The organism is Deinococcus alpinitundrae (assembly GCF_009982895.1).
GTDB lineage: Bacteria > Deinococcota > Deinococci > Deinococcales > Deinococcaceae > Deinococcus > Deinococcus alpinitundrae.
In genome coordinates this window covers 92,032-105,303 of the sequence record NZ_WXZL01000012.1, presented here as the reverse complement: position 1 = coordinate 105,303, position 13,272 = coordinate 92,032, and the positions used below count along the sequence as shown (strand labels likewise).

The 13,272-nt window shown below is 68.6% G+C and carries 14 protein-coding genes; 11 read left to right on the top strand and 3 right to left on the bottom strand.

The features are described 5' to 3' along the window. Positions 1–48: 48 nt before the first annotated feature. Together GUI70_RS12775 and GUI70_RS12770 are read right to left on the bottom strand one after the other, a co-directional pair. Positions 49–1,074 carry a DNA double-strand break repair nuclease NurA gene (locus tag GUI70_RS12775; protein ID WP_161882693.1) on the bottom strand — a complete coding sequence of 342 codons (1,026 nt, stop codon included), beginning with the start codon at positions 1,072–1,074 and terminating at the stop codon, positions 49–51. A 133-nt stretch (positions 1,075–1,207) separates the two neighbouring features. Further along, complete coding sequence (locus tag GUI70_RS12770; protein WP_237724884.1) at positions 1,208–1,738, bottom strand: hypothetical protein; 531 nt, start codon at positions 1,736–1,738, stop codon at positions 1,208–1,210. Between the two features lie 299 nt (positions 1,739–2,037). On the opposite strand from GUI70_RS12770, the gene GUI70_RS12765 reads away from it, so the two are divergent. The 5 genes from GUI70_RS12765 (at position 2,038) to GUI70_RS12745 (ending at position 5,600) form a co-directional block, all read left to right on the top strand. Further along, positions 2,038–2,232, top strand: coding sequence for a hypothetical protein (locus tag GUI70_RS12765; RefSeq protein WP_237724883.1), 195 nt, complete (start codon positions 2,038–2,040; stop codon positions 2,230–2,232). 57 nt (positions 2,233–2,289) lie between these two features. After that, a complete protein-coding gene (locus tag GUI70_RS12760; protein WP_161882691.1) occupies positions 2,290–2,730 on the top strand; it encodes a GNAT family N-acetyltransferase in 441 nt (146 codons plus the stop codon). A 92-nt stretch (positions 2,731–2,822) separates the two neighbouring features. After that, positions 2,823–4,097: a DUF4384 domain-containing protein gene (locus GUI70_RS12755; RefSeq protein ID WP_161882690.1), complete on the top strand. Its 1,275-nt coding sequence runs from the start codon at positions 2,823–2,825 to the stop codon at positions 4,095–4,097. Between the two features lie 147 nt (positions 4,098–4,244). Beyond that, entirely contained in the window at positions 4,245–4,655 is a 411-nt protein-coding gene (locus GUI70_RS12750) for an Rrf2 family transcriptional regulator (protein WP_161882689.1), read from the top strand. Between the two features lie 93 nt (positions 4,656–4,748). After that, a complete protein-coding gene (locus GUI70_RS12745; protein ID WP_161882688.1) occupies positions 4,749–5,600 on the top strand; it encodes an SDR family oxidoreductase in 852 nt (283 codons plus the stop codon). A gap of 119 nt (positions 5,601–5,719) precedes the next feature. Here the strand turns inward: GUI70_RS12745 and GUI70_RS12740 are convergent, their stop codons facing one another. Further along, complete coding sequence (locus GUI70_RS12740) at positions 5,720–7,276, bottom strand: DUF4153 domain-containing protein (protein WP_161882687.1); 1,557 nt, start codon at positions 7,274–7,276, stop codon at positions 5,720–5,722. Positions 7,277–7,360: 84 nt separating this feature from the next. Here GUI70_RS12740 and GUI70_RS12735 point away from each other — a divergent pair, with 84 nt between their 5' ends. The 6 genes from GUI70_RS12735 to GUI70_RS12710 all read left to right on the top strand — a co-directional run bounded on the left by GUI70_RS12735 (position 7,361) and on the right by GUI70_RS12710 (position 13,271). After that, on the top strand, positions 7,361–8,314 hold the full coding sequence (locus tag GUI70_RS12735; RefSeq protein WP_161882686.1) for an NAD-dependent epimerase/dehydratase family protein: 954 nt from the start codon (positions 7,361–7,363) through the stop codon (positions 8,312–8,314). Then, the gene (locus tag GUI70_RS12730) at positions 8,311–9,159 is read left to right on the top strand and encodes an MBL fold metallo-hydrolase (RefSeq protein WP_161882685.1); all 849 of its coding nucleotides are present in this window, start codon (positions 8,311–8,313) and stop codon (positions 9,157–9,159) included. Before GUI70_RS12735 ends, GUI70_RS12730 begins: the two co-directional genes overlap by 4 nt. Further along, a complete protein-coding gene (locus tag GUI70_RS12725) occupies positions 9,152–10,441 on the top strand; it encodes a F390 synthetase-related protein (protein WP_161882684.1) in 1,290 nt (429 codons plus the stop codon). Before GUI70_RS12730 ends, GUI70_RS12725 begins: the two co-directional genes overlap by 8 nt. 38 nt (positions 10,442–10,479) lie before the next feature. Beyond that, positions 10,480–11,472 (top strand): 3-oxoacyl-[acyl-carrier-protein] synthase III C-terminal domain-containing protein, encoded by a 993-nt coding sequence (locus tag GUI70_RS12720; RefSeq protein WP_161882683.1) that lies wholly within the window; start codon positions 10,480–10,482, stop codon positions 11,470–11,472. A gap of 77 nt (positions 11,473–11,549) precedes the next feature. Then, positions 11,550–12,653 carry a glycosyltransferase family 2 protein gene (locus GUI70_RS12715; protein ID WP_161882682.1) on the top strand — a complete coding sequence of 368 codons (1,104 nt, stop codon included), beginning with the start codon at positions 11,550–11,552 and terminating at the stop codon, positions 12,651–12,653. 57 nt (positions 12,654–12,710) lie between these two features. Continuing rightward, the gene (locus tag GUI70_RS12710; RefSeq protein ID WP_161882681.1) at positions 12,711–13,271 is read left to right on the top strand and encodes a DUF1572 family protein; all 561 of its coding nucleotides are present in this window, start codon (positions 12,711–12,713) and stop codon (positions 13,269–13,271) included. Position 13,272 lies beyond the last annotated feature (1 nt).

Below are 13,272 nucleotides of genomic sequence, written 5' to 3'. Positions count from 1 at the left end.
AGACGACCCTCCCTGGTTGCCGGAAATACCGTCTTGCTTTCTGCATCTTCACACCACGCCCAGTTCGCGGGCCAGGTGTGAGCGGATGCGGCGGGTCACCAGATCCAGGCTGCCCATCGCGCGGCCCATGGCCTGCTCCAGGGCCGCCGTGGGAATAAGGTTCTGCGGCGCGCGCGGGTCCTTGTGCGCCTGACTGGCCAGCTTGCACAGCAGCTCACCGCTGAGGTTGGCCACCTGCCGGACGATGGGCGGCAAAAAGTCGCTGTCCTCGGGCGCGTACATTTCCAGGCGCATCACACCGGACATCGGGTGCTGATAAAAGGCCGCCTGGCACAGCCGCACGTACCAGATGAAGCGCACCACGCGGTTGTTGTCGTAGCGCATATGCAGAATCGGGGTGCGCTCGCCGGGCCGCAGTTCGGAGAGCAGTTGCGCCCGGTCGGTGGGCAGATACAGCGTCTGGATGGTCTTGACGCAGCCCACCACCGCGCCGCCGAGGTTTTGGGAGCGGAGGGTGCCGTCCTGAATGGTCAGCGCCGTGAGGTGCTCGCGGTCGTCGGTGTCGTCGAACGGCACGGCGGAGGCCAGGCCGTGCGAGAGTTCCTGCTCGTGCGCCAGCATGGCCCCCTGCACGGCCTGAAGCGGCGCGTTGGGGTGGCCGCCCGGCTGGGTCGCCAGGAGCGCGTAACTCAGTTCACCGGTCTGCGGGTGCCGGGGCGAGAGCCGCAGCGGACTGACCCCCAGATCGGGCGCGTGGGCCAGCACACGCCGCGCCCGGACACTCAGCAGTTCGGCCTGGCGCGAGCCGTGCGGACACAGATCGACCGCGCCCGCCACGTACGCTCCGAATCCGGCGTGCCCCTCTCGCCCGGCATCGTCGGTGACGTGTAGCCGGGCCTCCATGCGCTGCTTGCCGTCCACGACATACACCCGCGTCAGGCGCTGGGGAATGGGCCGGGGCGCGATGGCCGCCCATCGGGGGGTCTCCACGTCAATCAGTTCGCCCTGAAACGGCGTGAGGGTCAGTTGGCCGTCGAAGGTGTCCACAGGCCAGGGGTCGAGACGAATCTGCATGCCGGGCATTCTAGCGGCTGATGTTTGGAAGCGGTGTTTGGACCTGAAGTTTTGTTGGAAGCAGAACGTGGCGCAGGCGGCAACACAAAGGGCCACCTCGCGGCAGCCCCGGCCCTAGCCCCGTATCTGAGCCCTACTGCGACAGCTTGATGCCGTTGACGAAGGTCCGCACAGCGATGTCGTTGGTGCTGTAATCCTTGACCGACGAATCCACGTTCAGGATCAGCATGCGGCCCTGGGCGCTGGTGACCAGCATCTCGCGGCGCAAGTCGCCGTTCTTGCCCGCCAGGGTGTAGATGAATTGCGCCCAGGGGGTGCCCTGAATGGTGAGCAGCTTGGGCGTGAGCGTCTTGAGGCCCGCCACCTGCGCCTTGATGACGGCGGGGAACTGGTTGACCAGCCCGCTGACCTCGCCCGGCTTGAGCGCGGCCTGACGCCACTCAAAACCCATCGTCACTTTTTTGTCGTTGGTCAGAAAGACCGCTTCGGGGCGGCTCTGGACCGGGTAGATCTTCTGGATGGCGGCGGGGGTCAGCGTCAGCAGACTGTCGCTGGTTTCCACGCTGAGCGGCAAATTGGACAGTTGGGCCGTGGCGGCCTGGGCCAACCCCGTGGCCATCAAGCCGAAAAACACGGTGACCGCTCCCTGAGACAGACGCTTCATGATCCTCAGCGTAACGGCTGGCCCGCATCTGACGATGTGTCAAACATGAGGAAGCCTCACACCTGCGTCAGAAACCGAACAGCTTGACTGTCACAGCATCCTTACACTGAAGGCGATGCTGAGGTCTTCTACGGTGCCCCGTCGTGTTGTCGCGAATGACTTGCCCCACCTGCTGCCGCTCTACGCCGCACTGCTGGGCCGTAGCGTAACCTGGCGAGCCTGAAGGCCCGCGCCGGGCGGTTGCCCCACCAGGCCCACTGGCTGATCGAGGCTGGCTCAGAGGTGTTGGCCGTGTGCGAATGGGCACCCAACGACTTCGGCCCGCCCGGCTCGGTACGGCTGGGCTTGTGGGTGCAGCCGTAGGCACGCGGGCGCGGACACAGATCGGCGCTGAGGCCAACATCGAAGACGACGACTCAGCGGGCCTGGCCTGGGCTGAGCGACGGGGCTTTGCCCTCCACGCCCACCGCTTCGAGAGCGTCCTCAATCCGTAGACCTTCGCCCCTGACCCAAACCGCGCGCCGCTGCCACCGGGCGTTGAACTCGGCGATATGACGCGGGCCAGTCAGAGCGACTGGAACGAACTCACGGCCCTGCTGATCGACACCTTCGCCCAGACACCCGACGCCCAGGGCCTGCCGAGATGGTCCTGGGAGACGGCCCGCAAAGCGTTGCAGTTCAATCCGCAATTGCATCCAGACTGGCTGGTGTGCGCGCGCCGGGACACTGAACTGCTCGGCTTTACAGCAGCGCTGAACCTTCCCGGCATGGCCTACAACCAGATGACTAGCGTGCGTGAGGCCGCGCGCGGGCAAGATCTGGCCTACGCGCTCAAAACGGAACTGCTCGGGCGCTCGAAAGCGGACAGCGTGATGTGCGTGCGTACCCACAAACACACCGCCAACGTTGCGATGCTACGGGTCAACGAGAAGCTGGGCTACCGGCAACAGCATGGACGCTGGGAAGTGCAGCGCGGGCCGGGCCGAAGCTGACGCGGCCTTCACATCGCCGCGCCGTTCAGCTTTGAGTCAGGCAGCGGGCCAACAGTGGGCAGTATCTGAATTCTGCTGTCTGGAGGTTCCCTATGCCCACCACGAAAATTCTGCTGCTGGCCCTGTCTGCCGCCCTCCTCGCCGCTCCTGCCCACGCCAGCGGAGCCACCCTCAGTCCGCAGAGCATCATCGTCAACCCGGCGCAGCCCTCGCTCGGCGTGCGGGTGTGGGTGGGCAAGGACGCCCAGGGCCGGGGCACGGCCAACTACCGCATCGGCGAGGCGATCCGGGTGGGCGTGCAGGTTACCCAGGACGCCTACGTGTACCTGTTCGACGTCAACAGCGCGGGCGAGATCAGTCTGTTCGTGCCCAACGGCTACGACGGCCCCCAGGGCAACTTCGTGGCGGCCGGGCAGCGCACGGTCTTTCCCGGCCAGGGCGCAAAGTACACCCTGACGGTGGGCGGCCCGCGCGGTCAGGACCGGATTCTGGCGCTGGCCAGCCGCTCCCCGCTCGACCTCTCGGAAGTGGCCAGCTTTGCCGGAGCACAGGGCTTCGCCTCGGTGACAGTGCAAAATGAAACCCAGCTCGGTCAGGTGCTGTCGGGGGCGGTGGGTGACCTCGATGCCCAGGACTGGGTCACAGCGGTGACCTACTACGGCGTCGGCGTGCGCGGTCAGGGCAATCCGCAGGCCACCGGCCCGCTGGTCGTGCTGGTGCCGCCGCCCACGCCCGTGCAGCCTGCACCAGTCCAACCCGCGCCGGTCCAGCCGCTGCCCGTGCAACCCACCCCCGTCACCACCATTCAGCCCGGCGAGCGCGCCGACGGCAGCTTCGACAGCGCCGTGCGCGAAGCCTTCGACCGCACCAGCGGCGCACAGGCCCTCGGCAGCGCGGAGAGCTACGTGTCGCGCTGGGGCACCGGCGTGTGGCAGAAGTTCAGCGGAGCGGCGGCTTACGGACGCGCTGTCATCTTGCACGCCGACGGCAGCAACCGGGCCTACGCCGTGCACGGACGCATTCTGGAGCGTTATCTGGCGCTGAGTCAGGCCGAGAGCGGCGGCACCAAACCCCCCACCCGGCTGGGCTGGGCGGCGGGCGACGAGAAGATCATCACCCGCAACACCTACGGCAGCACCGGCCTCTACGGCTTTTTTCAAAGCGGAGCGCTGTATTTCTCGGAGAAATACGGCACCTTCTGGCTGACCGGCGACCTGCTCAAAAAATACCAGGGCCTCGGCGGCTCCGGCAGCTTCCTGGGCTTCCCCGTCCGCGACCAGTTCCTGATGAACGGCGGCTGGGCGGGCGACTTCGAGGGCGGCAGCATCCGCTTTCAGAACGGCAGTTACCAGGTGTACCGGAAGTAACCAGCGCAAATCAGCGCCACCGGGTGAAGCTGCCGAACGCGGTTTCACCCGGTGTTGCAGTTCACCGATCGACCAGGAGAATGGACCGTTCTTGACATTCGCCAAGATGTAAGTAAAATACCTACAAGGCATGGGAGGGCCGACACCATGAACAGCCACTATTCCATCGCTGTCCATATCCTGTCGCTGATCGACTCCTCGGCCGAAGCCCTGAGTTCGGAGTTCATCGCAGGCAGCGTGGGGGTCAACCCGGTGGTTATTCGCCAAGTGACCGGGCTGTTGCGCCGCAGCGGGCTGCTCAACACCCAGCGCGGCGTGCCGGGCGCTCGCCTGACCCGCCCGCCCTCGCAGATCAGCTTGCTCGACGTGTACCGGGCCGCCGAAGCGCCGAACAGCATGCTCAAAATCCATCCGCACCCCAATCCGGCCTGCCCAGTGGGGGCCAGGATTCAGGGGGTGCTCGACGATGTCTTTGGACAGGCCCAGGCCGCGCTGGAAGCTCGACTCGCCCACATCACGCTGGCCGAGGTGAGTGCGTCCCTCAAGCAAGCGGGCTGATTTTTTTGGCTTCAGGTGTAAGGCATTTCTATACACCTCACAAATCCGTCCTCTCCCCCACCCCGTTCAGCACCTGAACGACATAGGAGTCTTATGATCGCCATCACCGGAGCCACCGGCCACCTCGGCCAGCTGACCATTCACGCCCTGCTCGATTTGGGCACCCCCGCCGCCGACATCGTGGCGCTGGTGCGCGACCCCCAGAAGGCCACCGACCTGAGCGCCAGAGGCGTGCAGGTGCGCCGCGCCGACTACACCCAGCCCGAGACGCTGGGGCCCGCTTTACAGGGTGTGGACAAGCTGCTGCTGATCTCGTCGAACGATGTCGCGGATAGGGCCACTCCGCAGCGCCACGTCGTCGAGGCCGCCAAAGCGGCCGGGGTCAAGCTGCTGGCCTACACCAGCATTCTGGGCGCGGCCACCGACAAGATGCGCCTGGCTGCCGACCACCAGACCACCGAGGCCGACATCCGGGCTTCCGGCGTTCCCTTCGTGTTCCTACGCAACGGCTGGTATCTGGAAAACTACAACGTGGCGCAGGCCGCCCAGTTCGGGGCACTGCCGGGCAGCGCAGGCGAAGGGCGGGTGAGTGCCGCCAGCCGCGCCGATTACGCGGCGGCAGCGGCGGCGGTACTCACCTTGCCCGATCAGGACAACACCGTGTACGAACTCGGCGGCGATCAGGCGTTCACGCTGGGTGAGCTGGCCGCCGAGGTGCAGGCTGCCAGTGGCCGCCCGGTGGCGTATCAGAATATGGGTGAAGCCGCCTACGCCGAGCTGCTCCGGGGCTTCGGCGTGCCCGCGCCGCTGGCCGAGAAGCTGGCCGACGCCGATACCCACCTGGAAAAGGGCGAACTCTATACCGACAGTGGCGATCTGAGCAAGCTGATCGGGCGGCCCACCACGCCGATGAAGCAGTGGGTCAACCAGACGCTGAAAAGCTGAAGTCCGCAACGAATTGGAGACGTGGCAGACAGCGCGGAGCCGGAAAGCAGGAGGGGCCAGCCGCCATCGGTGCGCTGGCCCCTCTTTGTGCGCTCATGCCGCACCGCGCCCCACAGCGCTCAGTATCCCAGTCGCTCTACCTGCTGCTGTGCCCGCCAGCGCGCCCAGTTCCAGCTTCGCCAGTCGGCTGAGGGTGGGAAGTGTTCACGCAGGCGCTGTTCGGCCTGGCCCCGCGAGGGCTTGAGGTCCTGGCCGGAAGCGGTGGAGAGCGCGCCACCGGGGAAGGTCAGGGCACCAAGGTGGGCCACGATCAGCGGCACGGCGTCCGCGCCCAGGTCGAGCAAGGGGGAGAAACTGGCGGCCTGACGGCTGCCGCGCTCAGCAGTTCGCACATCCTGTACGTCGCGCTGGATGTTGACGGCGGCGATCAGGCGGCCCGGATTGACCACGTTCAGCCCGGCGATCAACCCCAGACCACTGATGAGGCTGAAGTAGGCGAAGCGCTCCAGCCGCCCGCGCCAGCCCAGCACCGCGAAGGCCAGCAGCGACACGCTAACCCAGCCCAGAAACAGCGCGCCCAGCACCCGGATTTCGCTCAGGCCGTAGGCGCTGATGTAGGCGCTGAGCTTGAGGTAAGCGCTGACGATCAGCAGCGAGAGCGGCAGCAGCACGGCGGCGCCGATCAGCCGGTAGGCCAGGTTGAGGCGCAACTCGCGCCGCAACAGGGTGTGGCTGAGCAGCAGCAGCGCCAGTGTCAGCGCAGCGACGGCGGCGAGCTGACCGAAGCCCTGCCAGGCCGCGGCGCTGTAGGTCAGGCCCGCCTCCAGATCACGCCCGAAAAAAGAACTGGCCTGAAGACCCAGGTACACGCAGAACAGCAAGCTGAGGCTCAGCAGCGGCAGGCCGAGCTCGATCAATCCAAGCTTGGGAACGGCGCGCTCCACATCCGAGAGGTCCGGCGCGGCGCGGCGCGCGAGCAGGGCGGCGTGACTGAAGCCGCCCAGAAAAAAAAGCCAGCATCCCAGTTGCAGGGTCAAGTTGGGCAGGTCGCCGAGGTTCCAGGTCAGCAGCCGCGCGAGAAGCTTTCCGAAGCGCTCGTCGGCCGAGCCGAGCAGCGCCCCGAATACCAACAGCACCGGAATGGTCAGCAGCACGCCGACCAGGACGCGCCCGCCCTGTTGCCGCTGGCGCAGTCCGCCGCGCAGCCGCGCCCAGGGAAACCGGAAAAACGCGGTGGGAAAGCCGTACACTGCCCGCCCGCCGCTGAGCAGCAGGGCCGTCAGGACCTCACCCGTGCCCAGCCGCGCCAGCCCCGGCAGCCGCACGAAAGCCGCCCCGAGGCTGAGGGCCATCAGCGCGCCGAGCGCATTGAGGCCGGTCATCAGATCGCCGCCGCGCCAGACCAGGCCCAGGGCACACACCAGCCCCAGGCCCAGTACCAGCAGAGCGGCGGGTTGGGGCCGGGTGCCCCGGTAGCGCACGGTCCAGATTAATGCTCCGCTGAGGGCGGCGTCGATCAGGGCCACGTTCAGCCCGGCTCCGTCGGAGCGGTAAGTGAGCGCCAGCGCCAGCAGCGCCAGACCCGCCGTGAGCGCCAGCGGCAGGGCATCGCGGGGCGCAGGCGGCGGCGGCACTACGGTCAGTGGGCTGGCGAGCGGAGCGGGGGGCTCGGTCATGGTTCTACCAGCATAAGTGACGTGAGTGTGATGTGTATGATGTGTAAGGCCTGATTGTTCGCCCGCACCCCCTATGCTGGACGCATGCGAATTCTGGTCACGGGAGCCACCGGTTTCCTGGGCGGCGCAGCGGCGCGGGCGCTGGTACAGGCGGGCCACCGCGTCATCGGCACTGGGCGGAACACGGTGCGCGGCGCGGGGCTGGAGCGAGCAGGGGTGCGCTTCCAGCGTGCCGACCTCCGCAACGATCCCGGCACGCTGCTGGAAGGGGTAGACGCCGTGCTGCACTGCGCCGCCCGCTCGGCGCTGTGGGGCCGCTGGGCCGACTTCCACGCCGACAACGTGCAGGTGAGCGCTCAGCTGGCGCGGGCCTGCGCTCAGCGGGGGCTGCGGCTCGTGCATGTCAGCACGCCCAGCGTCTACAACGGCACCGGTCTGAGCCATCAGGTGCCGGAATCCACGCCGATCGGACCACGCTTCGACAGCCTCTACGCCCGCAGCAAATACTTGGCCGAGCTGGCCGTGCAGGCCGTCATGCCCGGCGCGGCCCTGTTGCGACCACGCGGCCTCTACGGTCCCGGCGATGCCAGCTTGCTGCCCCGGCTGGCGCGGGCGCTGCGAACCGGGCGACTGCCCCGCCTGACCCACCACGAAGTTCACACCGAGCTGACCCACGTGGACAATGTCATTCACGCCGCGCGACTGGCCCTGGAAGGACACGCTGCCGGGGTGTTCAACATCACCGATGGGGTAAGCGTGCCAATCTGGGCCACGCTCGATCAGCTGGCCGACGCGCTGCAAGTGCCGCGCCCGACGCGCTACGTTCCAGCAAAGCTGGCTGAGGGGGCGGCCACGCTGCTGGAAGGCGTCTACCGCCTGCGCCCCGGCCAGCCGGAACCGCCCGTCACCGCCAGCGGCCTGAGACTGCTGACCCGGCCCATGACGCTGGACCTCCGCCGCGCCCGTGAAGGGCTGGGCTACGCGCCGGTCGTCAGCCCCAGCGAGGGCCTGAGCGCCGTGCTGGCGGGGCTGACATGACCGCCGTACGGGTCGTGCCCCTCTCGGCAGGCGAGTGCCTGAACATCGCGGCGCTGACCGAGCGCGGCGCAGCCTGGCGGGTTCGGGCTTACCCGGCCGGTTTTGCGCTGCTGCTGCACCCGGCGCGGGGCGCGGTGCTGTTCGACACCGGCTACAGTTTCCGGGTCCCGGCGCTGATGCGGCGCTGGCCGGGCCTGCTCTACGGACTGGTCACGCCGGTGCGCCTGCGGCCCTGGCAAACGCCGCTGGCCCAGCTTGCCCGCCTGGGCATCACGGCCCAGGACGTGCGGCACCTGATCGTCTCGCACCTGCACGCCGACCACGTGGGGGCGCTGCGCGACTTCCCGGCAGCGGAGCTTCACCTCGACGCCGGAGCCTACCCGCCGCTGCGGAACCTGCGCGGCCTGCGGGCGGTGCGGCGGGCCTTCCTGCCGGAACTGTTGCCACCCGATTTCGAGGCCCGAAGTCGGGCACTGACCTTCGAGCCTGCCCCACCTGCCTTCGCTCCGTTTGAAACGGTGGCCGACGTGTTCGGCGACGGCAGCGTCTACGCCTTGCCGGTGCCGGGCCACGCGCCGGGCATGATCGCTTTGGTGGTCCGCACGCGAGACGCCGCTGCGCTGGACGGGAACGGCCTCGGCCTGACCCTACTCGCCAGCGACGCCGCCTGGAGCGTGAAAGCCGCCCGCAGCGGCGAGGCGGGCCACGCGCTGTCCAATGTGCTGTTCTGGGACGCGGTGCAGGGCCAGCGCAGCCGCGAGCACCTCCGCGACTGGCTCGCCGCGCATCCCCGGACCCGCGTGATCGTCAGCCACGATGCACCGGAACCGGAACACGATGTTTGATCGCCTGACGGTGCTGGGCCACGCGCTCAACGAGGGCCGCCTGCTGTTTCGTGACCGTGCCGTGCTGGAACGCCACCAATCCCGGCTGGCTGCCGAACATTTGCGCTGGGTGGCGGTTCACAGCCCGTATACCGCCGAGCGCTTCCGGCAAGCGGGACTGGGCGTGGACCAGTGGCGGCAACTTCCTCCGATCGGCAAGGCCGAGATGATGGCGAATTTCGGCACGCTCAACACCGCCGGGGTCACGCTGGAAGGCGTGCTGGCACTCGCCCGCCGCGCCGAGGACACCCGCGACTTCTCGCCCAGTTTGCCCGGAAACCTGACGGTGGGCCTGTCGAGCGGCACCAGCGGCAGCCAGGGGGCTTTCCTGGTCAGCCGCGCCGAGCGCCTTCAGTGGGCCGGGGTGGTGCTGCGCCACCTGCTGCCAGGCTGGCCTGCGGGGCTGCTGCGGCGTCAGCGGGTCGCCTTCGTGCTGCGGGCCGAGGGACAGCTTTACCGGAGCGTGGGCAGCTCGCGCCTGCACTTCAAGTTCCTGGATCTGCTGCGGCCCATAGATGAACTGGCCGAGCGCCTGAGCGCTGCCCGGCCCACCTTGCTGATCGGCCCGCCGGGCGTGCTGCGCGCGCTGCTCGACGCCGGGGCCACCGCCCGCCCCGAGCGGGTCGTCAGTGTGGCCGAGGTGCTGGAAGACGCCGACCGCGCCGCCCTGGAAGCGGGGTTCGGCCCGGTGGTGGAGGTGTACCAGGCCACCGAGGGCCTGCTGGCCCTGCCCTGCGCGCACGGCCACCTGCATCTCAACGAGGCCCACGTCCACTTCGACTTCGAACCGCTGGAGGGCGGGTATCTGCGCCCGGTGCTGACCGATCTGCGCCGCCGCGCCCAGCCGATGATCCGTCACCGCCTCAACGATCTGCTGGTGCTGGCGCCGGGCTGCACCTGCGGGCAGGCGGCCCGGCGGGTGGCGCGCATCGCCGGGCGGCAGGACGACGCCCTGAACCTGCCCTCGGCCTCTGGTGCTCGCCTCACCCTCTGGCCGGACTTCGTGCGGGGCGCGCTCAACCGGGTCGCCGATTTGCGCGAGTACCGGGCCGAACAGGTGGGCGCGGCCCAGCTACACCTTCAGCTCGACCCGGACTTGCCTGGCCTGCGGGCAGGAGCGGAGCGCGAGGTGAGGGCGGCCCTGGCGCGCTCGGGCGTGGGCGACATCGAGCTGATGTTCGGCCCGCTGCGGCCCGACCCGCCGGGAGCCAAGCGGCGGCGGGTGGTGCAAAGCTGGCATTGAGTGATGCGCGCCGCCGCGATTTGGCGCAAACTGACCGTATGACCACCTCGCTGCCGTTTCGAATCCTCTCCACCGCCCAGGCGCTGCCGCAGCGGGTGGTCACGACGGCGGAGGTGGCGGCCCTGTGCGGCGTGCCCGCTGGCGTGGCCGAGGCGCGCAGCGGAGTGCGTGAGCGGAGATGGCTCTCGGAAGGCGAAACGGCGCTGGCGCTCGGTGCTCGGGCGGCCCGGGAAGCGCTCTCGGCAGCCCAGCTCGATATCGGCGAGGTGGACGTGCTGCTCAACGCCTCCGGCAGCCAGCTTCAGCCGATTCCCGACGGCGCGGCGCTGCTGGCCCGCGAACTCGGCGCGAGCGGACTGGCCGCCTACAGCCTGCACGGCACCTGCCTGAGTTTTCTGCTGGCCCTCCAGCATGCCGCCCTGCTGATCGGCACCGGGCGAGCACGCTACATCCTGATCATCAGCAGCGAGTCGGGCAGCCTGGGACTGAATTTCGCTGAGGCCGAGAGCAGCCTGCTGATCGGAGACGGCGCGGCGGCAGTGCTGCTGGGGCCTGCCGAGCACGCGGCCCAGGGTCTGCACGCCGCCCGCTTCGAAACCTACCCGGAAGGCGCGGCCCACACCCAGATCCGGGGCGGGGGCAGCCTGCTCAATGACCGCAGCCCCCGCGGCATCCAGCGCGAGGATTACCTGTTCGAGATGCACGGCCTGAGCATCCTGAAACTCGCCAGCCGGGTGGTACCGGGCTTTCTGGAGCGGCTGCGCCCCGGCCTCAGCGCCGGGCTGCCGGGCATTGACCGGGTGATTCCGCACCAGGCCAGCGCGGCGGGCCTGGCCCTGATGCGGCGCTACGGCTGGCCCGAGGACCGGATAGAAGTGACGCTGCCGACGCTCGGCAACGTGATCGCTGCCAGCCTGCCGCTCACCCTGCACCGAGCGCTGACGGGGGACCACGCACAAGCAGGCGACACGCTGCTGCTGGTCGGCACCGGCGCGGGCCTCACGGCGGGCGGGCTGATCGTGACGCTGTGAGCAGCAACCCAGCTCCTTTCCTTCCGTACCTTTTCCCCCGGCTTCCGGCGCGGCCCAGACTCTAAACTGCCGCTTGCATGCCCCGCCCGCCTTCCCGCCTGCTCTCCCTTTACCTCGGCACTGCTGCTGCGTTCCTCGCCGTCAAAGGTGCGGTGCTGCTGACCAATGCCCTCACCTTTCCGCGCCTGCACCCGCGTGAGACGCCAGCAGCATCCCTGCGCCCACGCGTGTCGCTGCTGGTTCCGGCGCGCGACGAGGCCCACAACCTACCGCGCACCTTACCGGGGCTGCTGGCCCAGGGTGCCGACGAGGTGATCGTGCTTGACGACCAGAGCAGCGACGGCACGGCGGAGCTGGCCCGCGCCCTGGGCGCGAGCGTCATCCGGGGCCAGCCGCTGCCGGAGGGCTGGTACGGCAAGCCCTGGGCCTGTCAGCAACTCGGCGAGGCGGCCAGTGGCGACGTGCTGATCTTCACCGACGCCGACGTGGCCTGGAAGCCCGGCGCGCTCGGCGCGATTCTGCATGAATTAGACGACAAGCACGCCGATCTGCTGAGCGTGCTGCCCCGGCCCGAACGACTGACGCTGGGCGCACGCTTCCTGACGCCGCTGGTGGACGCGGTGGTGCTGTGCTACCTGCCGTACCCGATGGTCAGTTGGCCGCAGCCGAGCCTCAGCACCGGCAACGGCCAGCTGATGGCTTTTCGCTGCGCCGCCTTCAAGCGGGTCGGGGGCTACAGCGGCGTGCGGGCGCAGATTCTGGAGGACACCCAGCTGGCCCGCCGCCTCAAGGGGCAGGGCGGGCGGCTGACCCTGGCGCTGGGCGCGTCGGCGGTGGGCGTCACCATGTACGGCAGTTACCTGGCCTCGGTGACGGGCTTCGGCAAGAACTCGCTGGCGATTCATCTGCACTCGCGCCCGCTGCTGATCCTGTCGGGCCTCTGGCACCTGGCGGTCTATACCCTGCCCTGGCTGCTGCCGGGTGGACGGGCCGTGCTGGGCCTACGGCTGGCCGGGCTGTTGGAGCGCAGTCTGGTCAATCTGGTCACGGGCCGCCGCCACCCGCTTGATCTGGCCGAAGGGTTGCTCGCGCCCTTCACACCGCTGCTGGCCCTGCCCGCGTATCGCCGGGCGCTGAGACGGCAAGTGACCTGGAAGGGGCGCACTTATCCGCAGAAGTAGCTTGGTGCCAGGTGAGAATGCCCTTGCCCCTGTCTCCATCCAGCGAGACAATGGACCATGACTGAAGCTCAGCCTGATGTGGCCCACCTCTACCTGATGGACGTACGGACGCGGATGCGTGGCCTCAAGAAGCTGGGTGAGGGCGCACTGACGCAACTGCCGGAGACGGACTGGCACACGGTCCTCTCGCCGGGCGGTAACTCGGCTGCTGTCATCGTGCAGCACCTCGGCGGCAACATGCACTCGCGCTGGGCGGGCCTGAGACACGGTTACACCGCTGGGCTGGACGGCGAGACCACTGGCCGTAACCGCGACGCCGAGTTTGAGGAGGGCAATTTAAGTGCCGACGAACTTTGGGCCGTCTGGGAGGCAGGCTGGGCGGTCTTTCTGGACGCGCTGGATCACCTCTCCCCTGCCGACCTGACCCGCACGCTGAGCATCCGGGGCGAGACGCACACCCTGCTGGAAGCGGTGCAGCGCCAGGTCATGCACTACAGCGGGCACGTCTACCAACTGGTGCTGCTGGTCAAGACCCTACGCGGCGACGAGTGGCAGACGCTGAGCATCGGGCGGGGCGGGTCGGCAGCCTTCAACGCGGCGATGCGGCAGAAACCGTAAA

Excerpts from the sequence above, each read along its gene's own strand:
- GUI70_RS12775 (WP_161882693.1), bottom strand. The coding sequence starts at position 1,074 with ATGCAGATTCGTCTCGACCCCTGGCCTGTGGACACCTTCGACGGCCAA.
- GUI70_RS12770 (WP_237724884.1), bottom strand. The coding sequence starts at position 1,738 with ATGAAGCGTCTGTCTCAGGGAGCGGTCACCGTGTTTTTCGGCTTGATG.
- GUI70_RS12765 (WP_237724883.1), top strand. The coding sequence starts at position 2,038 with ATGGGCACCCAACGACTTCGGCCCGCCCGGCTCGGTACGGCTGGGCTT.
- GUI70_RS12760 (WP_161882691.1), top strand. The coding sequence starts at position 2,290 with ATGACGCGGGCCAGTCAGAGCGACTGGAACGAACTCACGGCCCTGCTG.
- GUI70_RS12755 (WP_161882690.1), top strand. The coding sequence starts at position 2,823 with ATGCCCACCACGAAAATTCTGCTGCTGGCCCTGTCTGCCGCCCTCCTC.
- GUI70_RS12750 (WP_161882689.1), top strand. The coding sequence starts at position 4,245 with ATGAACAGCCACTATTCCATCGCTGTCCATATCCTGTCGCTGATCGAC.
- GUI70_RS12745 (WP_161882688.1), top strand. The coding sequence starts at position 4,749 with ATGATCGCCATCACCGGAGCCACCGGCCACCTCGGCCAGCTGACCATT.
- GUI70_RS12740 (WP_161882687.1), bottom strand. The coding sequence starts at position 7,276 with ATGACCGAGCCCCCCGCTCCGCTCGCCAGCCCACTGACCGTAGTGCCG.
- GUI70_RS12735 (WP_161882686.1), top strand. The coding sequence starts at position 7,361 with ATGCGAATTCTGGTCACGGGAGCCACCGGTTTCCTGGGCGGCGCAGCG.
- GUI70_RS12730 (WP_161882685.1), top strand. The coding sequence starts at position 8,311 with ATGACCGCCGTACGGGTCGTGCCCCTCTCGGCAGGCGAGTGCCTGAAC.
- GUI70_RS12725 (WP_161882684.1), top strand. The coding sequence starts at position 9,152 with ATGTTTGATCGCCTGACGGTGCTGGGCCACGCGCTCAACGAGGGCCGC.
- GUI70_RS12720 (WP_161882683.1), top strand. The coding sequence starts at position 10,480 with ATGACCACCTCGCTGCCGTTTCGAATCCTCTCCACCGCCCAGGCGCTG.
- GUI70_RS12715 (WP_161882682.1), top strand. The coding sequence starts at position 11,550 with ATGCCCCGCCCGCCTTCCCGCCTGCTCTCCCTTTACCTCGGCACTGCT.
- GUI70_RS12710 (WP_161882681.1), top strand. The coding sequence starts at position 12,711 with ATGACTGAAGCTCAGCCTGATGTGGCCCACCTCTACCTGATGGACGTA.